General features: G+C 39.7%; 15 protein-coding genes. 4 read left to right on the top strand and 11 right to left on the bottom strand.

Annotation, left to right across the window (positions count from 1 at the left end; genetic code table 11):
* The first annotated feature begins 6 nt into the window (after positions 1-6).
* On the top strand, positions 7-702 hold the full coding sequence (locus R8806_RS17610) for a DUF4843 domain-containing protein (RefSeq protein ID WP_124316671.1): 696 nt from the start codon (positions 7-9) through the stop codon (positions 700-702).
* Positions 703-719: 17 nt separating this feature from the next.
* Positions 720-2,315 carry a PKD-like family lipoprotein gene (locus R8806_RS17605; protein WP_124316670.1) on the top strand — a complete coding sequence of 532 codons (1,596 nt, stop codon included), beginning with the start codon at positions 720-722 and terminating at the stop codon, positions 2,313-2,315.
* Between the two features lie 150 nt (positions 2,316-2,465).
* On the opposite strand, the gene R8806_RS17600 is transcribed toward R8806_RS17605, so the two are convergent.
* From R8806_RS17600 to R8806_RS17555, 10 genes are all read right to left on the bottom strand, one after another.
* A complete protein-coding gene (locus R8806_RS17600) occupies positions 2,466-2,870 on the bottom strand; it encodes a lipocalin family protein (protein ID WP_124316674.1) in 405 nt (134 codons plus the stop codon).
* A gap of 44 nt (positions 2,871-2,914) precedes the next feature.
* Positions 2,915-5,632 (bottom strand): S9 family peptidase, encoded by a 2,718-nt coding sequence (locus R8806_RS17595; protein WP_124316669.1) that lies wholly within the window; start codon positions 5,630-5,632, stop codon positions 2,915-2,917.
* Positions 5,633-5,637: 5 nt separating this feature from the next.
* Positions 5,638-7,959, bottom strand: coding sequence for a S9 family peptidase (locus tag R8806_RS17590; RefSeq protein ID WP_124316668.1), 2,322 nt, complete (start codon positions 7,957-7,959; stop codon positions 5,638-5,640).
* An 89-nt stretch (positions 7,960-8,048) separates the two neighbouring features.
* On the bottom strand, positions 8,049-9,590 hold the full coding sequence (locus R8806_RS17585; RefSeq protein WP_164719622.1) for a PKD-like family lipoprotein: 1,542 nt from the start codon (positions 9,588-9,590) through the stop codon (positions 8,049-8,051).
* A 17-nt stretch (positions 9,591-9,607) separates the two neighbouring features.
* Complete coding sequence (locus tag R8806_RS17580; RefSeq protein WP_124317671.1) at positions 9,608-10,297, bottom strand: DUF4843 domain-containing protein; 690 nt, start codon at positions 10,295-10,297, stop codon at positions 9,608-9,610.
* An 11-nt stretch (positions 10,298-10,308) separates the two neighbouring features.
* Positions 10,309-11,757, bottom strand: coding sequence for a RagB/SusD family nutrient uptake outer membrane protein (locus R8806_RS17575; protein WP_124317670.1), 1,449 nt, complete (start codon positions 11,755-11,757; stop codon positions 10,309-10,311).
* A 15-nt stretch (positions 11,758-11,772) separates the two neighbouring features.
* On the bottom strand, positions 11,773-15,156 hold the full coding sequence (locus R8806_RS17570; protein ID WP_124317669.1) for a SusC/RagA family TonB-linked outer membrane protein: 3,384 nt from the start codon (positions 15,154-15,156) through the stop codon (positions 11,773-11,775).
* A 267-nt stretch (positions 15,157-15,423) separates the two neighbouring features.
* Positions 15,424-16,590 (bottom strand): FecR family protein, encoded by a 1,167-nt coding sequence (locus R8806_RS17565; protein ID WP_124317668.1) that lies wholly within the window; start codon positions 16,588-16,590, stop codon positions 15,424-15,426.
* A gap of 109 nt (positions 16,591-16,699) precedes the next feature.
* A complete protein-coding gene (locus R8806_RS17560; protein ID WP_151411538.1) occupies positions 16,700-17,254 on the bottom strand; it encodes an RNA polymerase sigma-70 factor in 555 nt (184 codons plus the stop codon).
* Positions 17,255-17,359: 105 nt separating this feature from the next.
* The gene (locus R8806_RS17555; protein WP_124318341.1) at positions 17,360-18,757 is read right to left on the bottom strand and encodes an alkaline phosphatase; all 1,398 of its coding nucleotides are present in this window, start codon (positions 18,755-18,757) and stop codon (positions 17,360-17,362) included.
* 244 nt (positions 18,758-19,001) lie between these two features.
* Between R8806_RS17555 and R8806_RS17550 the strand changes: the two genes are divergently transcribed.
* Both R8806_RS17550 and R8806_RS17545 read left to right on the top strand, forming a co-directional pair.
* On the top strand, positions 19,002-19,694 hold the full coding sequence (locus tag R8806_RS17550) for an iron-sulfur cluster assembly scaffold protein (RefSeq protein WP_027201981.1): 693 nt from the start codon (positions 19,002-19,004) through the stop codon (positions 19,692-19,694).
* A 109-nt stretch (positions 19,695-19,803) separates the two neighbouring features.
* The gene (locus tag R8806_RS17545) at positions 19,804-20,802 is read left to right on the top strand and encodes a GGGtGRT protein (RefSeq protein ID WP_087422584.1); all 999 of its coding nucleotides are present in this window, start codon (positions 19,804-19,806) and stop codon (positions 20,800-20,802) included.
* 216 nt (positions 20,803-21,018) lie between these two features.
* Here R8806_RS17545 and R8806_RS17540 read toward each other — a convergent pair whose 3' ends face one another.
* On the bottom strand, positions 21,019-21,912 hold the full coding sequence (locus R8806_RS17540) for a lysophospholipid acyltransferase family protein (protein WP_151411539.1): 894 nt from the start codon (positions 21,910-21,912) through the stop codon (positions 21,019-21,021).
* Between the last annotated feature and the right edge of the window lie 108 nt (positions 21,913-22,020).

Below are 22,020 nucleotides of genomic sequence, written 5' to 3'. Positions count from 1 at the left end.
AAGAACATGAAAAAATATATCATTATATTATGCCTCATTATTGCAACGATCTCTTGTTCAAAAGAAGATGTCGAAAGATTTTCTTCTCAAAGGCAACTATTTTTCCCAAATGAAAACGGACAGGATACGGTGAATATTTCCTTTAGCCACTATCCGGGACAAAATACAGTAAAAGTTCCTTTTGTTCTCTCTCTTATTGGTCCGACTCCTTCGGAAGACCTTGAATATAAGGTCTCCGTAGTTGATTCGTTGACAACCGCTATTACTGGGGATTACGAACTTCCCACCTCCCCAATTTTTCGTAAAGAAAGAACAAGTGACACTTTATGGATTACCCTACATAAAGAAAAATTAGAAGAAAAATCTTATCTCCTAAAAATTCAAATTGAAGGGAACTCGAACTTTATCGCAGGTTATCACGACAAACAACAAGCTCAACTAAGATATAACAACATTATCAGTTGTCCTTTATGGTGGGATGAAGTCATTGAAACAGAATATCTAGGCATATATTCTAAAGAAAAATACGATGCCTTTATACTCGTTACCGGTGAAGTTTCCTTAGAAAATAAAGAACCTTGGGAAAAAAGAGAGCTTTGCTTACAATTAAAAAAGGCTATTGAAGCATCACTTGCTGACGACGACCCGAATAATGACATAAAAGAAGCAAATGGTTCACCCATGATTATACCTTGTTATTAATTCAAAATCGAATTATCATGAAAATTTTAAATATAACATTTTTATTATTTTTTATTGGAGCATTTATAACAGGCTGTTATGATGATAAAGGAAGTTATGCCTACTCGGATATAAATCAAATCGAAATTGAAAAATTTTTATATAGTGGACAAGCATTTACAGTAGGAGATACCATTCGTGTAAATCCTAATCTAACCTTCTCCAAAGATCCAAGTGACACGCTTACTTTAAATTATGAATGGCGATTTGCAGGAAAAACTAGAAAAGATTGGAACCAAAAAAACTTTTTTTGGATCGTAGATACTATTGCTAGAGGGAATTTGGAGATGCGTATTACGGATACAAAAAATGGGATGGTTTATCTGAGAAACATCGCTATCAGTTTAAGTAGCGAATTTGATGCATTCGGCTGGGCTGTACTTGCAGATAAAGACAATCATTCATCTTTAAGTTTCATCAAAGAACGTGAAGTAAAAGATGAACAAAAGAACACGATATTTGATAATGTAGTATATCAAAATATTTATGAAACTCGGAATAATGGCGAATTGTTAGGACAATCTCCGCTAAAACTACACATGCATTTCTGTCAAGACAAATCATCAACGATTGGTCAGGTCATGGTTATCGAAGGAAGTTCGCCTTATATGGTTGACCTAAACGGTAAAACATTGAAAAAAGAGATTACAATTAATCAAGCCTTTGCCAACCAGACTCTTCCCGCTGATTTCAAACCGGTAAACGCCATGTTTATGAGATGGTGTGATCTTATTGAAAATTATGACGGAAAAATCTATTCCAGAATCAAAGGAACCGATCAATTATTTCATTCTAGCGCATTCTTACAAACACCACTTCAGTTTGAAGGTAAAGTGCTTGAACAATGTCACTTGATCTTAGCAAAATACATGAAAAGTGCTTGTGCAATAGCTCATGACAAAAAAAATAACCGATTATTATTAATCATGGACGCATCCTATGGTTCTGCCGCCGGCGCAGGAGAAGTAAAAATTTGTCCGGGGAAACCGAACACGGGTAGCGTTGAAGGATGGGTTCCCTTGGACAATATGGGTGACAACAAGGTTATTCATATTGGTTACTTCACCCCCAAAGGTTCAGGGCAAAAAGTTGGAATTTTTATGATATTACAAGATAAAAATGGGAAATACTGGACTCAAGAATTCGTGTTAAAACGCCAATACGACACGTCATCCTATTACCTCGAAGAGTGTGAACGGAATCCAATAGACTTGACTTCCATCTTAAAAGAAAATAGTATCATTTACGCACTTCCGTATCAAGTCGCATCAGAATTTGTTTTAATATCCAGTGGTGCAGATATTTACTTATATGACCGTAACTCCCCCAATGATAAAATTAAACTTTTCTATACTTGTGAGGGAACCGTGACTTGTATTGAAGCAGAAAGATTCTATCATCGTCACGCTGGAGTTGGTACGGATAACGGCAAAGTTGTGATTTTGAATATGGAAAAAGCAAAAAATTTAGAAACCAAAAAAGAAAAAGTAATTTGGGATACTCCTACAAATATAAATTTCGGAAAAATTATAGATATCCGATTCAAGACCCAATACGGTAACGATTGGAATTAGTCTCTTTATATATCACACGAAAGGACTGTGGAATTTAGAAGTACCACAGTCCTTATTTTATAGTTTTATCCCTAAAGATTGCACTAGAAAATTATAAAAGCAATATAGCCATCTAAATCTTCTCATAAATTTGTCTATCAAAATGAAAAACTACTTCTGAGCATTAACACGTTCTTTGATAACCTTTGAATTCAAGTACAAAAAGGCTAGACGAGGATTCGCCTCTTGCACAACCAAACATAAAGAATCGGTGGTCAATTGACCTATTTTCTCTTTTGTTGCATACTCGGCCTTGCTTCCATCCTCTGTAACCTCAAATCCTTTCACGATAAGGTAGCCATCTTTTATTTCCCAAGATTTCAATTCTAAAGAAGGAATATTTATTGACTCACAAACACCACCTTTTTTGAAATTAAAACCTTTCAATTCGCCTGTTGATTGATATGTATAGGGATTACACCATTCACCGACAATTGCTTTTTCCATTTCTTTTTGAGGGTCACTTGTACAAGCAAAAGCAAACAAGATCAAACTAATACATAATAACTTTTTCATCTTTTCCATTTTAAATTAAAATTATATTTATCTAAACACATGATTTATTTCACAAAGTCATACTTTTGGTCGACCCCACGCTCATTCACATTAATTCCTTCTTTCATCCAACGAGGCATCGGAGTATCTTTCAAATAATAGTCAAAAAATTGTTGCAGACGAATTGTCCAGTCAATCTCTGCCGCCTTATTATAAAGGAAATGTCTGTCTCCCTTGTAATTCAACAACCACGCAGGTTTATGCAACCGTCTCATTGCCAAGAAAAGATTTAACCCTTCGGAATACGGCACCGCCTCATCCCCATCACAATGAAATATTAGTAACGGAGTCTGAATCTTATCCGCATAAAAGATAGGTGAATTCTTGATATACGCCTCCGGGTCATCCCAAAGTGTCTTCCCCATCCGGCTTTGTGTTTCCTCGTACATAAACATTCGAGGCATACCGCTTCCCGTTCGGATACCAGTGTAAGCTGAGACCATATTAGACACGGCAGCTCCCGGACTAGCACATTTAAACATATTGGTTCGTGTCACCAGATAAGCGACCTGATAACCAGACCAGCTATGCCCTTGTACTCCAATGCGATCTTTATCTGCAATACCACGATCAATCAACATTTGAGTCCCACTAACCACCGCATTATAACAACTTTCACCTGGGGCACCTACAGTAAAATGTACATCCGGCATAAACACCACATATCCATTACTCACATAAGTTACCGTATTAATCATCGCACTACTCAACGAGGGAAGTTGGTAAGTATGAAGATCTCCTGTGTGAGTCTCGTAGAAATTTACAATGACAGGATAACGTTTCGTTAAATCATAATTCTCTGGCAAATACAACAAACCCCGATTCGGTTTTCCCTCAAAATTCGTCCACTCTACCAATTGCACACTTCCCCACAAATAATTCTCTTGTTGAGGATTCGTGTTTGTTATTCGTACGGGACGTGTGAAATCATTCTTACTCCACCAAAGCTCCCGGAATTCTGTATAGCTTTGTCGGGTAAACAGATAAAATTTACCATTCTCGGACTGCTGATTAAAATACAAATCATAAGCCCCAGACATCAATTTTTTTACTTTCCGGTTAGGAGTCAACACGTAAACTCCTTGATCCAATGTTTCACGATCTAAACCATGCACTAAAATATTCTGCTTGGGGTTAATCCAACGCATCTCTCGATTCGCTTTCAACAAACGCAAAGAAATACCATGTTCACGTCCCCATCCATTCGTTAATGAATACGTGGGTTGCTTACCAGTAAGATCCACCACCCACATATCATATTTATCATACAGGACAACTTGATCTCCACCTGCCAACCAACCTGCAATACCATAAGGAACCGCAGGTTTGGGTAGATCATGCTCCTCGTTATACACGGCAAATCCTATCGGTGTCGAAACATCTGTCAATTCTCCCGTTTCCGGGTTCAACTTATACCATACCTTCTTTTCGGCATGATACAGCATGGCATATTTTCCATTCGGACTCCACACGGGCCGTTGCCGAAAATCTTTAAATAATAATGTCCGTTCACCCGTTTCCAAACTCACTAAATACAAGTCTGCCGTTACTTCATCTCGCCAATCCGCAAGTCCCCGATAAGGAGTTTCATCTGCAATAATAACATAACGATACTCGTCACAACTCGGCTGATACATCTGATCTATATGAGAGGGAGCCACCAATACACATTTTTTCGAATCCACGTGGTACACGTATTTAGGCATTTTTCGTCTATCTCCCCCTAATCCATACGACTGCCTACTCTGTGAAACTTCATCATCCCATTTCCACAACTCCAACTCAAAACTCTTATCCGGTTTCGCTTTCGGCTTCCGTTCTTCCTGTTGCTGTAATCCCACGTCCACAAATATATATTTTCCATTGTTGAAAACAGAATAAATCCCCCCTCGAACTTTATATTCGTCCGATACAACCACCTCTTTAGTGTCCATCACCAACCGATACTTCCCATCAACAACTGAAAACGTGTATAATAAATCCGGCTCTCTCAAATATGAAGAATCTGAAGCTACCGAGAACACTCCCTTCAGCCCCCCTCGGTTCAGAGAGAAATTAGTAACAATAGCTTTTTCATCATCATAAATAACCTGATGTTTCCCTTTTACCAGACCAACTCGTAAAGATTTCTTTCCGTTATGATTCCGAATATAAACCACTGATTTATAATCGTCTGTTGAAAAATAATTTTCCACGCTATCTATTCGTACAGAATCCCCAGTTTCAAAATTCCAAACAATCAACCGACGAAGAGCCCGATTCTTTCCATCTCGATCAATCGGATAAGAATAAGAAATCAGAGGAGAATGAGGAGACTCTCGAAAACCATAAGGCTTATCCCAATAAGTTTTTTTCATATCCTTCAAGGATAACAAAAAAAGAGAATCTTTTCTCTCTTTCAACGTATCAAGCGGAGAGGGCTGCACCACGTATCTCAATCCCTTTCCTTGATTAAAAAAACTCATCTCTCGAACATTGGGGAACTCATACACCTTACCAGATGTCATGTCACGTAAATAAGTAACAGGCACATCTTTATCATGTCCTTCTTGATCTATATAAACAAAGCGATAAGTCACCCATTTGCCATCTTCTGACATCTGTTGCCCCTCAACTCTTCGCCATAATTTATAAGCCTCCATATCCAGAGGCTTTTTTTGAGATATACAATCTGCTATTCCAAGAAATAACAGACTGTATAATAATACAATATATTTTCTCATTTAGATCAACGCTTTTTCATGAAATAATCGATATCTCCCTGATAATCGGCTGAATCATCGCCCAACAAATATTTGGCAAAATGGAACCACATTTTCCGTTCGAAGAAATCTCCATTCTCTCCAAAGAAGCCATGCGTACTACCGGGCAAAACAATCATATCAAAATTTTTTCTTGCCTGAATCAAAGCCTCTACCACCCGGAATGTATGCGAAGGATGCACAGTTTTATCCATATCCCCCGTCACGATCAGTAATCCTCCTTTATAATTTTTTGCCAGCTCTTGGTTCGTTTTGCTTTTGGTCTCGAAAGTAATCTCTTCCCGATCTCCGTTCACACTATCCTTGATCACTCGTTTATTCTCTTTCACCCCGTAATGGATCTCCACGAACCCTTTATTGTATATATTATTGTCATGATTTCCCGCACATGCAACAGCCGCACTATAAAAATCAGGATAGGTACAAATTGCCGCAGCAGTCATAAATCCACCTCCTGAATGCCCGTACATCCCCACTTTTTTACCATTAATAAAAGGATAACGATCAGCCAACTGCTCTATTGCATACTTATCATCAGCCAACGGGTAATCCCGTTGATTTCCATATCCGTAAGTATGGTAAGCCTTCCCCCTCATGGGTGTTCCTCCACGATGCCCCATAGCCACCACGATAAAACCGACTTGTGCCAAACGAGTATTCAAATCGTCATCCAACGTGAAACGGGTTTGCACGTATTCATAGAATGGCCCCGGATACACCGTAGATATAATCGGATAACATTTTGTTGAATCAAAATCTGCCGGTTTCCACATGATACCATATATATCCGTCACGCCATCTGCCGCTTTCACTTTAAAACGTTCCGGAGCACGCCACCCCATCTCATATACCCGGCGAAGATCAGGTTTTCCCAACTCCATAATGACCTTTCCCTGCCGATCTCGCAATACATTTACTGGCTCCAAATCTACTCTAGAATAACTATCTACAAAATAACGACTTGACGGAGAGATCGCCACGTCATGCGAAGCATCCTCCGGGGTCAACAATGTAACAGCATCCTTCTTATCCAAGTCGGCTCGATATAACACGTAATAATAAGGATCTATATTTTTCTCTTTACCCAATCCAACAAAATAAATCTGTCGTTTAGCCGTATCAATCTTCTGAATTGGTCCAGCCACCCAAGGCCCAGAAGTCACTTGATTCTTCAAATTCCCATCCTTGTCATACAAATAATAATGTCCCCAACCGGTACGTTCCGAACGAAACAGAATCTCGTTTCCATCATTCAAAAAATGGATTGCACGCATTTGATAATCCAAATAAGGCTTATCCTCCTCATGAATTAGAACTTTCACGTCACCCGTTTCAGTATTTACCATACAAATCTCCGTCTCATCCCATGTACGTTTGTACCGTTGGAAATAAAGACGCAAACCATCATTACTAGTATACAGGAAATCAATATATTGATCTTTCCAACGACTAATATCTATTTTCCGGACTTCTTTTGTATCCAAATCACCAATAATCAATTCATACTGAATTACGTTTTTATCGCCGGCTAATTCAGCTTTATAAGTTTTTAATTTCGGACGAGGGTTTGCCAACGCATCAATTAACCACAATTCCTCTACTTTACGAGCATCTTCCCGAATTGCATAAAACCGGTGTCCCTTTTTAAGCCAATACGCCTCACAACCAAAACGTCCCTCCATTTCTCCTTCGTCTTCCCGATTAAAAGAATAATATTTTTCACCATCATTCGTTAACTGAATCTCTGTTGTATCCTTCCCTTTGGCAGGATTTCCCACTGCATACAAATTATGATGTCTTGCATATAACATATAAGCACTATCCGCCGAATAATACATCCAATAAGGAGGGTAACTTTTCCCCTTTTGACTCCCCACAACCTCCAATTCCTTTGTATATATGTTATAAGTAAAATTACGACCATCCATGTAAAAACGAATAGTTTCCCCATCCAAGTCAAACTCAAACTGTAAGTCTAATAACTTCGGATCACGAGCCCGGCGAGTAATTTCACTAACTTTAGCCAATAACTCAGCATTATCAAAAAGTAACCTTTTCGTACGTTTGTCCGGATCTACCAGATAATATTTATTCCCTTCTTCCGTCCAGAAAGAATACCAAAAACGATCTGTATTATTAATATAACGAGAATGTACATCTAATGAATACTTTACTATTGGCATTGTTGTCAATTCCCGAAACCTCTCTGCCAAAGCATAATTTGCCTTTTGCTGGGCATTTATCGATCCTACAAACACCAAAAATAATAGGACTAAAAACTTTTTCATACACGATTATTTACATACAAACATCCAACCTTTTACATCAAAAAATTCGGGGGGCCCAAGCCCCCCCTTGCACACAACAATATCACATTTTAAAAGTATCCGTACTTAACGTCACCCCAACTGCTATACTTAAAAATAACATCTACAATCTTACCAAGATCATGTGCTTCAAACAATGGAGTAGTCTTTGTCATATCATTATCATCAATCTCAAATATGTACAAATCACCATTTTCCAAACCTACCGCAACATGGGCATTAGCTTCATGCCGATAGGGATTGAAATCTTTAAAAGCAATAGAAGTAATCTTATGATCAAAAGTCTTAACAACCCCCTCTTTAAAGTTATCACGGTAATACTCATGAAAATAAAGCGTATTACCAGAAGCGATCAGCATATAGTCTCGGTAAGGAAGCACGGCCATATCTACAAAATCAGTAAACATACTAGCCGACATCTCGTGAATTTTACTTTCCAATACCTCGACTGAACGGCTCCCTCTTCTTCCAGAAGGATACGTCTGATAATTATTCATCAAATATTTCCCATGTTGCTTAATAATCGTCACATATGAATCTGAATGGTGAAAACCTGAACCAACCACTTCACCTTCTATATTTTGAAATAATGACATATCCACATCATTCTCTGCCGTAAAGAAAGGAGCTAACTCTGCATTATAATAAAAATCACCCGTGGGACGTGATTCCTTTTCCCAAATCCCGTACAATGTATTGTCCTCATCCAAAGCCAATAAATAAGGAGTCTGCGGGTAAATTGAGGGTGTTATAGATTTAAACTTCTTCCCATCAAAAAGAGGAAGATCCGAATAAGTCCCAACATGATAGGCCTCTAAATCATAATTCTTTTTGTACAAAATCGTACCATCCGCATTCAATAAATATCCTCCAGAGGCAGATTGTGTTGCATCTACAACATTAAAATTAGCCGGGATCCCAACCAAAAATTCATCGGCAACAAAAACCTCTTTTTCCATTGAAAATCCATGTAATTCCAACGGCTGATCTTGTTGTAATACCATAACTTCCCCAGGGATTGTAGCATAATCATCCTGCACGTAGTGCTCCACAAGCTTCCGAGGCCCTGAACCCAAGGCCTGTCCATTATTGTGCAATGGATAAATATCCTTTCTCACCCCAATATAAGTCAAATACTCTACATCATCTTCTGTCTCTTCCTTTTTACCCATCACGATTGACAATACTGATTTGTTCCCCTCGTCAGACAACACCATCCACCCTGTTTCATATTGGGATTGTACGGTAATCCTGATCAATTTATTAAAATGCATACCCGACTTTTTATCTATCGGACAAAACGTTACATTATGAGTCGCTATATGATTAGACATAAATGTGTATGTAGGCTCCGTTGACACAAGCTCTGTTCCCACATACCATTCAAACTCCATCTCCGGATTAATACTATCAACGGTAAATACAACTTTGGGAGCCAGTACAATTTCTTCCCCGGCGTAAACGGTATATTTCTCTTCTATATTCTCCCATCTTTTAACTTCATTTATCTCCTTGAAATCCTCATCCAATTTGTTATCCAAACAACTTGTAAGAGCAAGCAAGGCAGCTATTATTAATAAATACTTTTTCATAAATTCCATATATTATTTTATCCAATAACAGGTACAGTCACCTCATCTCCATTTTCATCTATAAAAGGACCGTATTTCTCCAAATATCTTTTCAGGGTTAAAGCACACCGACGAATCACATCTGAGTCGTCAAGCGTAATCTCCGGAATTCCCCCGTTAGCCTCAATCAGCAACTCAAACTTTTTAATGGTAAATTCTCCTAAATTTGCCCAAATCACCCATTCATCTTCATTCCACCATTCCGGTCTAGAAGCAATATCTGAAATTGATATAACTGCCGTACGGAAAGGCGTATCTCCTTGACTATATTTTTCACTATCAGCAATTCTAAACACGACACGTCGAATCTCCGAAGATAAAATCTCACTATTCTTGAACGTAATATAAATCGTATCCGCTACTCGATCTTTATGAAACACGAAATCTTCCGATATATCATAATTTGCGGCATCCAATGTCGTTTCCTCTTTTACTACTTCCAACTTAAAAGAACAATCTTCATCAAACATTCTACCGGAAAGATTCATGGCAACAGGTACTGAAATATCACCTTCCGGATAGAAAAAGAAAGAGGTAGAAGTACTGTCATTGGTAGCGTTCTTTGTAAAATAGATATAAGAAACGTCATTCGAATTTTCTAAAATTCCCCTTTCGTCACAAGCATAAAGTAACACCAAGGATACAAAGACTAATATATACTTTTTCATAATCTCAACAATTAAATGTTCTCACTATCCGGCACATCCAAAATGAAATACTCCGGTTTCCAATTATTAACGGTCGGTACAGACTGATTCAGACGCTTAAACATAAAGAATATCTGACCTTCGCCCAAAAATTCCCGACGTGCATCTGAAATTAATCTATCCATAAAATCAGACTTTAATGTGATTCCTGATAAATCAACATTTCTCAGATTACGTCCCTTTTTCACTTGCATCAAATAATCGATTGCCTCTGACGGATCTTTATCAAAACAAGCCTCTGCTGCTATATAATAGATCTCACTCATACGAATAATCGGGATCAAATTCGAACTCAATATTCCTTCTGATGTTGCATTGTTTTGATAAGCATACTTCATCAAACGATTCACCGCACTCAATTGGTATCTTTTACGATAGTCATCCGTTTCTCCGTTAAACAAATTATCCACCTCTTTTACTACCATAAACAATTGATTCCCATTAGCATCGAGAACGTCATTCAGCGCCTTGTCCCAATCGGTCAATTTTGTTGAATAAAAACCGCACAAAATATCATCATAAAATTTCAAATTCCCGTTTGCCATCTTACTTGCCGAAGTAAAATTATAATATTTCGTATTATTTTGGAAATCAATAATTTCCTTTGCGACATTATATGCTTCATTAGGCTGATTATTATATAAATATGCCCGAGCCAAAATACCGGAAACAGCATAATAATTCATTCGGAATCCCCGATATTCGAAAAAGCGTCCACCAGTAGGACCACTAAAACGCTCTGCAATCCTTAATTTACTTACATTAATTGAATCATATTTATAAACTAACTTTCTTGCATCCTCCAAGTCCTGTATAACATTCTCCATGCACTCCTCTACAGACAACTTCACAGACAGAACCTCCGGATAACTTTTAATATACGGAATATAGGTTCCTTTAGGAGAAGTCACCGGTGCCGGAGCAAAAATTCGTAACATATCAAACTGAATAAAAGCACGTAACGCCAACGCTTCGCCTTCCAATAATGCTCTTTCAGATTCTTTAAGTTCAAATAAATCCGGGTCAGCATGACGAGCATGAGCGATCAAGTTATTACAGTTAGCTACAGCATTATATCCTTCTTCCCAGATTGCTTGAGGCAATTTATGAAAATCAGTGTATTCATAATCGTAAAAAGCAGCCCCTTCCTTATACTGCCTTCCCGGATACTCAGATGGCATATTTTGAACATTATAGCATTGAGCCAACACATCCATCACCCCCCAAGTCATCTCCCGGCCATACATATTCACTCCGGACAATGATTTATACACCCCATTCAACACATTCCGATAACCATTGCCAGTAGAGAAAACCTCGTCCTCACTGATTTGTTCTTCCGGTTGTACATCCAGCCAGCTATTACATGCCGAAAACAATACCGGTAATATACATATAAGTAGTAATCTATTCATTTTCATAACTCATCTTTTTTATTAAAAGCTTGCTCTCAACGTAAAATTCACAGTCTTGGCATACGGATAACTTGTACCTCTCTCCTGCTTGATAGAAGAGAACCGCAATAAATCATTCGTACTCACCTCTAATCTCAATACATTCAACCCCATCTTTTTGATTAATTGAGTATCAAAATCATAACTTAAAGTCAATGCATTCAATGAAAGTACGTTATTATCCTGCACGAAACGAGAAGAAGGTTTCGTTGTTGTTGAACGATCTTTAATATCTTTCAATGGAGTAACATCTCCCGGTTTTTGCCAGCGATCCGTCAACACACGCTTATCTACATTGTTATATTGAATATCTGCATTCTCGACCTTGCTTACTAAGGTGGAGTTATACTCCTGCCCACCAAACTCGTACATGAAAGAAGCAAATAGCGAGAAGTTTTTATAGGAAGCATTTAACCCGAATGATCCTTGTCCTTTGGGTTCCGTATTACCAACAATTACCTGATCGGCCCCACTCCACTCGTGAGTAATAACTCCATTCCGGGTGATAAACAATTCCTGACCATTTGCCGGATCAATACCTAAAGAACGCATAGCAAAAATAGAAGTTGTAGATCCTCCTTCTTCATATTTGGTCTTCACTTCTGCCACATTGTTATTACTCGGATCATTATAGAATGCATCAACCTGTTCGTTATAAGCCTTCAAGGCATCCGAAATTTTTATAATCTTATTCTTATTATGGGCGAAATTTCCCCATAAAGCAAATAACAAATCATTTCTCTGGATGATATTGGCACGAATATTAAACTCGTATCCTCTATTTCGAATTTCACCCATATTATCTTTATAAGAAACGAATCCGGAAGAAGTCGGCACGGTTACATCCGTAATCAAATCAATGGTTTTCTTATTATACCATTCCGCACTAAAAGTCACACGTTCATTCCATACTTGCATATCCAATCCGAGATTGAACGTATTCGTCTTTTCCCAAGATAAATCTTCATTTCCAAGAGCTTTTAGCTTAACACCATAACCTGTAACATACCATTCATCAAATTGAGCCTCGTAAGTCGTGATTGCTGAATAAGAAGGGAAATTTACCTTACCGGTCTGTCCATAAGAAGCTCGTATTTTTAATTGATTAAAGATACCATTATTCTGCATAAATCCGTAATTATGAATATTGATACCCAAACCTCCCGACCAGAAAGGAGCCCATTTTTGATTAGAACCAAATTCAGAAGAACCGTCAAAACGGGCAGAAGCATCCAACAAGTAAATATCATTATACGTATAGTTCAAGCTAGCAATCACCCCAAACAAACGAGTCTGGCTCTGTGATTTTGTCGGTTTATCCACTACTTCTGCCGCATAGTTAGAAGAATGAAATTCTCCTGAAGGGAAACCACGATAATGAGTAGACGTGCTTTCCGTAAAATCAGAAGTAGCATTAAATCCCACAGATAAATTTATATTATTCTTGGCTATCGACTGTTGATAATATAGAAATGCTTGAGCATCCCACATAGTTCTTTCACCTTTATCCACGTACAAATCACCTGTCAGCAACTCATTGGAACTGGCTTGGGTTGATGATTTATTGGACTCAGGATCAATAAAACGTTCCCCTTTTGTAAATTGTTTGGTAATACTGAATTGTCCTTTCATCGACAGGTAGTCATTGATAAACCAGTTCACGCTGACATTATCAATAATCTCATCATACTTGTCATAATCATAACTATGCAGACTAGCCTCATACAAAGGATTCAAGGCGCTCTGATACCTAATTTCAGTAAATTGTAACTTTTTTCTCATAGAACCGTCTTCATTAAAGCAACGGTCATAAGGTAACAACGTGGTATAATCACTAAAAGAACCATACGGAGATTCCTGTGCTTTCACATAACCATAAGAAATATAATTTTTTACTTGGAAGTTTTTCAATCGATAATCCACGGAGAAACCGACTCCGGTTCTATTTCGATATGACTTCTTCATCACACCATTGTCCCCGTTAAACGAAGCATCCAAAGCATAACGCAAATCCGAATTTCCACCTTCAATATACAGACTGTGTTTATGAGTAACTGCGTTTCTCAACGGTTTTGAAATCCAATCCGTATCCGCTCCTTCTGCTATATTCTTATATCTTCTCCAATAAGCATCCTGTTTACTGATACTCGTGGCTCCTTCTTCCGGGTCATACAGTCCCGCAAGACGTTCAATTTCCAACTTTTCCTCTGCATTAGCCAAATTATAATCCGACAAATCCGGGAAAGTCACTCCACCTGTCAAAGAATAAGTAACTGTCACCTCTCCCGGTTTCGGGGCTACTGTCGTGATGACCACCACGCCGTTAGCTGCACGAGAACCGTACATAGCTGTTGCAGCAGCATCTTTCAAAATCGTGATACTCTCAATCCGGTTCGGGTCCATATCGTACACTTTTTGTACATCCACCTCAAACCCGTCCATGATAAACGTCGGCAAGTTCGGGTTATTTTCCAAATTACCTTTTGTCGTGTAATTCGGATCCAACTCTTTAACCCCGATACCGGAACGGCCACGGATATACATTTCAGGCATCGCATTCGGATCCGATCCCCATTGATTATTCGTCTGAATACGAAAAGAAGGATCAAACGTCTGCAAAGCAGCAATCACATTGGTTTGTGAAACTTTTAATAAATCCTCTTTTTTCACTGTCACGGAGCTACCTGTAAAACTTTGTTTCTTAATTTGTCCATACCCGGTTACCACAACTTCCTCCATCTCCGTCACGTCCGCTTTCATGTGAACCACCACTTCCTTGCTCAAATCTTTAATCTTATTCACATCCAACTCTCGCACCTCCATTCCCACGAAAGAGAAAAGCAAAATCAATGAATCCTGCTTAGGCAATTCGATTTTAAACTTACCATCAACATCTGTTACCACCCCTATCGTGGTTCCCTTCAATAAAATCGTCACTCCCGGTAATGTTTGTCCGCCATCATCCAGCACCTTACCTGATACCACGATTTTCTGCACCTCATCCTTCTTTTTATCATCCGGAGTAATCACGATCAAATTATCCACGATCTTAAAATTATACTTCGTTCCGGCAAGGCAAGATTTCAAAATCTCTTGAACAGAAGCATTCGTGAAAGAACAGGTGATATTCGTCACCCCCTTAATTTCCTCGTCATTGTACAGGAATTCAAAACCAGTCTTTTGTTTTAAAACTTGTAAAACCTCACTTAATGACTGTTTTTCAAATTGCACAGTAATAGTCTGTTGTCCAAACGCATTTTCGCTTGAAAACGCAAAATGTGTAAATAGTAACAACACCACCATTAGTTTGCAGCCTAATGATAGTTTGCCACATCTGATCACCCAGTTTCTAATTTTACTTTTCATTGATAATTTATTTAGGTCATTTTTGCACACATACACCCGGACGTTTCGGCAAATTCAAAGAATTTGCCTCTGGCCCAAGCAATTGATGTTTATTAAAACTTAAAAATTCAAACATAACACGCACCTTCAATGAAATTATTTTCCATTGTTTGAGACACATCATTTTGTTTTGGAGAAAAATCAAGTATATTTGTGAAATCCCCTTTGGGTTTATTTTAGTACACATTTTTGTAAAGTCGAAGTTGCAGCTTCGGCTTTACTATTTCACTACTTCTCCATTACTGTCACTGTTCTACCCTTTACATCAAATTTTATATTTGTTGTTAAACTCAATAATTCCAACACATCAGCAATCTTGGCATAACGAGGCAAGTAACCGGTAAAGTGATAATTTTTGACAGCCTCGTTCATATAGAACACATCTATCGTGTACCAGCGAGAAAGTTTCGTCATAATCTCCTGAATACTTTCACTTTTAAACCGGAAATTCTCATACATCCAAGTCGTGTACACCTCAACATCCACTTCCCTCACGTTCACTTCTCCATCTTTTATAATCGCCTGTTGACCAGGATTCAAAATCGTCTGTTTCCCATCCATATCAATTTCGACCTTACCGGTAGCCAACGTTGTTTTAGAAGTTTCGTCTCCCTCGTAACTATTCACGTTAAACGAAGTTCCCAAAACCTTCACCGCATAATCCTTACATTGTACGATAAAAGGCTTGGACGGATTTTTAGCCACCTCGAAATAAGCCTCCCCGGTCAAATATACCAAACGCTGCTCGCTATTAGCAAAACTTTCCGGGAAACGAAGTTCCGTCTGTGCATTCAAATACACCCGGGTTCCATCTCCCAACACAATCTGATACTCTCCCCCTCTTGGAATCTCGACTTTATTATACCTTATTTCTCTCACACTTTCCTCCAATTGTCGATCTGTAAAAACAACCTCTTTTCCGTTATTTTCTGCCAAAGAAGTAACGAGATCGACCTGATTCAATGAATCCAAATGATAGACGTCCCCTGATGCGACAGTCAGTTTAGCAATGGAACGCCCCGGAGTAATCTCTTCCACCTTGGCAACCGGAACAACAGTAGCCTCTTCCTTCAACAAGAAAGCGATTGCCACTCCCAAAACAACCACAACAGAAACCGCAACTTGATATACCCTCATCAAACGTTTTCTCCTTCTCCGGGCTGCTTTTTGTTTCACGATCTGCCATGCTCCGCCAGCATCATAAGACAATATTTTCTGAATGTCTTCATATTGCATCGCTTCATCCTGAATCCGGGCAAAAAGAGCTTTATGAGAATCGGCCTCCTCCAACCATGCATCTAGTTTTTGTTGTCCTTTCTCATCTATTTCACTCCGCAAATAAGCTAATATTATCGCGGCAATGTCATACGGATATGTGTTAATACTATTTTTCATACATTATTATTACACAACCCTACCTCGAAAGGATTAAACGGGATCGCATTTTTTTCAAAAAAAATACAATTCACACCTACGCCTAATTTTCACACACCACGTTTATCCCTTAGAACAAGGGATTTAGTAACATTAATAATGGGAAAATATCTTTCAAATTTTCTCTTAAAATCTTTTTTCCGCGAGCCTTTTGTGCTTTTACAGTATTAACACTCAATCCAAGTTCTTGTGCGGCACTTTCATTATCCAACCCTTGAAAATAACAAAGCTGAAAGACCTTCCGGCACTCCTCCGGCAATTTTTCAACAGCAGCGGCCAATTCTCTATGAATTTCAGCTAAAATAATGCTTTCCTCGAAATCTTCAGTCTGTTCTTCATGAGCCAATGAAGCAATATACCGATCTTTCGAACGGGTATTGCGGATATAATTTAAACAAGAATTCCGAATGGATAAATACAAGAAATTTTTCAAATGTACTTCGGATTGAAAAAGCATCTTTTTCTCCAACAGAGCGATAAAAACATCTTGTACAAGATCCTCTATCACCTCCTCGTTTTTCAAGAACTGGGAAGCGAAATAACAAAGAGAGCCATAATACTCTTTGAATATTACCTCAATATTGTTAACTTGACCTTGTACTCCAGTAATCTCTCGCTTTTCCATTCTATCAATTTTATTGACGAAATAAAAACTGATAAAGGAATTAAATTCAACGACACCACGCCACCCAATAACATCTAATAAAAAATAAACATTGTTAATTAAATACTACTCATATTTTGCCAAAGCCTCAATTATTCTAGGAATATCCGTGTTATCCAAGCGTCCATTAAACCATTCCGCACCAACCCCGATTGCATATACCGGAACAACTCCCGCCGAATGCCCCCCGCTGGCCCAGCTAATTTTGGCAAGACGATTCAGTATATTGATGGACAATTGAGCGATCGGCTCATTCTCCGAATACAAATTTTTAACCATTTCAACGGTCTTGCCCGAGAATGTTTCCCGATAACAATTCTTCAAGGCCTGTTCGTCTTCCGTTGATAAATTTACGGTATTCCAGAAACCTAAATTCTTCGCCAGAAGCTCCTGCACATCCTCCCACGCCACCTGATTACTCTTCATATCTCGTAATTCCCGAATCTCACGAGTCAATTTCTCCAGAGACACCCTCTGATTCTCCAATACCCGAAGATTCAATTGATACGAGCCAGTCCCGAGAACGATGCCTCCCGTCTCGTGATCGGCAGTAACCACGATCAACGTCTCATCCGGATGTTTCAAATAAAACTCGTATGCTTTTTGTACCGCATCAGCAAAATCTTCCACTTCTCGAAAAGCCGTGGCAGCATCATTCACATGACAAGCATAATCAATCAAACCACCCTCCACCATTAGGAAAAAACCCTGTTTTCCCCGGCTCAAAAAATCTATCGCCCCTTCCGTCATCTGACTTAACGTGAAATCATCCTCTTCCCGATCTATCGCGTAAGGTAACGTTGTCTGTAATCCGCCTTGAATGACCACCAGTTTAGACAACTCAACCATCTTTTCCCGAAACATCTCGTTTCCCCGAACAACCAAATATCCCGACTCATGCAACAAATCAAAAAGATTCGTGGAATCTTTCGGGGATACGGATTGAATAATACCTCCACCGCCATATAAATCAAACCCGGCCTTGATGGCATCTTTCCCCAACTCGAAATACATCGTCCGCCGGGGCTGATGCCCGTAAAACGCCGCCGGAGTGGCATGATTCATCCCGACACTAGTAATGATTCCCACTTTACGTCCGGCTTCTTTTGCCCGTACGGCAACACTATATAAAGGCTCTTTCTGTTCCTTATCCATCCCGATCGTGCCATTCTTCGTCTTCTCCCCGGTAGCCAAGGCTGTTCCGGCGGCAGCGGAGCAAGTAACACCATTATAAGAAGAATAAGTCGTTGCGTAATTACGAACCGGGAAACTGGCAAAATTCAGCCCTTTCACCCCGATAACACTATCCAACTCGGCCAGAAACATTTCTGTCCCGTTCACCTGATTGACCCCCATACCATCACCGATAAAATAGAACACGTACTTTACCTGCCGGGGCTCGCTACAACTTTCGAAAAGGAAAACCAATACTCCAACAAGCCAAATAAATAACAACTTTCTCATCCTCTTACATTTTATTCCTCAAAACTAGGCATAAAGAAACAAAAAGCCAAACACAACAATCATTATTTCCTTTCCATTGAAACTCCACCAATAATACACTATATTACAATATTTTATCATGCAAACGTATGCACGATTTTATGTTTTATAAGATGTTTTTTATCCAAAACAAATGTGTTAATTTTGCCCGACTTTAAAACAAAGACAAGGTATTTAACAATATATCAACAAAAAAACAAAAACAATGATTTACTCACATGAAGTACAACACATGTGTGTTGTGAAAAAAGGACCGAATCACGGTCCGGCACCTATCCCGGAAGAAGGGAAATGGGTTCGTTCCAAAGAGATCAAGGACATTTCAGGATTGACTCACGGTATCGGCTGGTGTGCCCCACAACAGGGAGCTTGTAAATTGACCTTGAACATCAAGGACGGGATTATCGAAGAAGCATTGATCGAGACGATCGGTTGCTCCGGAATGACCCACTCCGCGGCTATGGCCTCCGAGATTTTACCGGGCAAAACTTTACTGGAAGCCTTGAACACGGACCTCGTTTGTGATGCCATCAACACAGCTATGCGCGAACTCTTCCTGCAAATCGTTTACGGCCGTAGCCAAAGTGCTTTCTCGGAAGGCGGACTTCCCATCGGGGCCAGCCTCGAAGACTTGGGTAAAGGCATGAGAAGTCAAGTAGGAACCATGTTCGGAACCAAAGCCAAAGGTACCCGTTACCTTGAAATGGCCGAAGGTTATGTAACCCGTATGGGGCTTGATGAAGACGGAGAAGTCATCGGTTACGAATTCATCCACTTGGGTAAATTTACCGATATGTTGAAAAAAGGTATTGATCCCAAAGAAGCTGTCGAAAAAGCAACAGGATCATACGGTCGTTTTGCGGATGCAGTAAAATACATCGATCCGCGTCAAGAATAAAACAATTTAGTGATTTACGATTTATGATTAAGTGATTATCACCTAATCAAAAAATCTGAAATCACAAAAGTCGCCCGCGACTTTGTAATCATTAAATCTAAAATTAATTATGGCTTTATTTGAAAGTTACGACCGTCGGATTAATCAAATTAACACGGTTCTAAATAATTACGGAATAAAAGACATCGAAGAGGCAAAAGCCATCTGTGATGCCAAAGGGATCGACCCCTACAAAATGTGTAAAGATATTCAACCCATCGCATTCGAAAATGCAGCTTGGGCTTATGTAGTCGGTGCAGCTATCGCAATCAAAAAAGGATGCAAAAAAGCTGCTGAAGCCGCAGAAGCAATCGGAGAAGGTTTACAGTCATTCTGTATTCCCGGATCTGTTGCTGCCGATCGTAAAGTGGGTTTAGGCCATGGAAACTTGGCTGCCATGTTACTCCGTGAAGAAACCAAATGCTTTGCATTCCTTGCTGGACACGAATCTTTCGCCGCGGCAGAAGGTGCCATCGGTATCGCAAAATCAGCAAACAAAGTACGTCAACAACCGTTGAAAGTAATCTTGAACGGTTTGGGTAAAGACGCTGCCATGATTATCTCCCGCATCAACGGCTTCACTTACGTGCAAACCGAATTCGACTACTACACCGGAGAACTGAAAATCGTGAAAGAAAAAGCATATTCTAAAGGCGAACGTGCCCAAGTAAGATGTTACGGGGCTGACGATGTTCGGGAAGGCGTAGCTATCATGCGTCACGAGGGTGTAGACGTTTCCATCACCGGAAACTCAACCAACCCGACTCGTTTCCAACACCCGGTTGCCGGAACCTACAAAAAAGAGTGTATGGAAACCGGAAGAAAATACTTCTCTGTTGCCTCTGGTGGTGGTACCGGACGTACCCTTCACCCAGACAACATGGCTGCCGGACCGGCTAGCTATGGTTTCACCGACACGCTTGGCCGGATGCACGGAGACGCCCAATTTGCGGGTTCATCCTCCGTTCCCGCCCACGTGGAAATGATGGGATTCCTTGGAATGGGTAACAATCCGATGGTTGGAGCCACCGTTGCTGTTGCTGTTTCTATCGAGGAAGCAATGAAATAGTGTTAAAACATCACTGCATAAAAAGAGAGTGTGTCAAAAGTCATTTTATCGGAAAAAAACTCCTCCGTCACTTCGTGCCACCTCCTCTATAAACAGAGGAGGAGCTGGTGACTCTTCCCGAAGACAGGAAGTATTTCAACTCTCCCTCTGTTTATAGAGGGAGTACCCCGAAGGGGGGAGGGAGTTTGAAAAATGACTTTTGACACACCCTCTTTTTTACGCTACAACCGCCCTTTTATGTTTCCACCTCCGATGTGACCATAACCAATACGCCGGTTCCTCCCGGATAAAACGTTCCAGCATCTGGATGTGCATACGAGTCAACTCCCCCGGTTCCAGACTTTGCGGGTCGGAACAAAGATCGTAAAACTCGGCATGATAATAGCCCCGTTTCACCTTACGCATATTCACGAAAACCACCGGCTGGTTTAACTTCCGGGCGATCCTTTCCGTTCCCTCCAGTACGGCCGTGTCTTGATTCAAGAAACGAGTCCAGAAATGAAGAGAGCGTTTATTAGGTGTCTGGTCACCAATAAACCCGGTCATCGTAATCTTTCCCTCCTGTTGATTCCTCAACATCACCCGTAGCGTATCCGCTTTTGCCAAAGGCGTGGCCCCGAAGCGGCTCCTGATCTTACAAGTCATCCGATCAAACACCTTATTATGTATCGGCTTATAAATCGGGATCAATTCGACATCCTTCTCCCACAACTTATAAGAATACATCATCTCCCAATTCCCGTAATGCCCGGAAAAAGCAATCACGCTACGTCCTTGTTCGAAATAACGGTGCGGTACATCCATATTCACCATCACACAACGCCTCTTGATTTCGTCCTCCGAGATATGCCACAATTTATAAAACTCGGCAAAAGTATCACACAAATGGCGATAGTACTTCCGGGCGATTCGCTTTCGCTCTTCCTCGCTCTTCTCCGGGAAAGAATTCCGCAAATTCATATCGACCACTTTCCGACGATAATGAACACCATAAAACAAAATAACGAACAACACATCTGTCACCAGATACATCACGGGTAAAGGTAAAAAACTAACTCCCCACAACATTCCATATCCCAAATACGAACATAGATTAACTAATAATTTCATCTAAAAAGTATAAATTTCACACGCATTTTAAACTTGATTCCTACAGCAAGTCAATCAAAGATAACACAATTATCAACCATCTGACAAAAATGATCCAATATTTATACT

The sequence above is a fragment of the Butyricimonas faecihominis genome, from assembly GCF_033096445.1.
Lineage (GTDB): Bacteria > Bacteroidota > Bacteroidia > Bacteroidales > Marinifilaceae > Butyricimonas > Butyricimonas faecihominis.
This window is presented reverse-complemented; position numbering and strand designations above follow the sequence as displayed.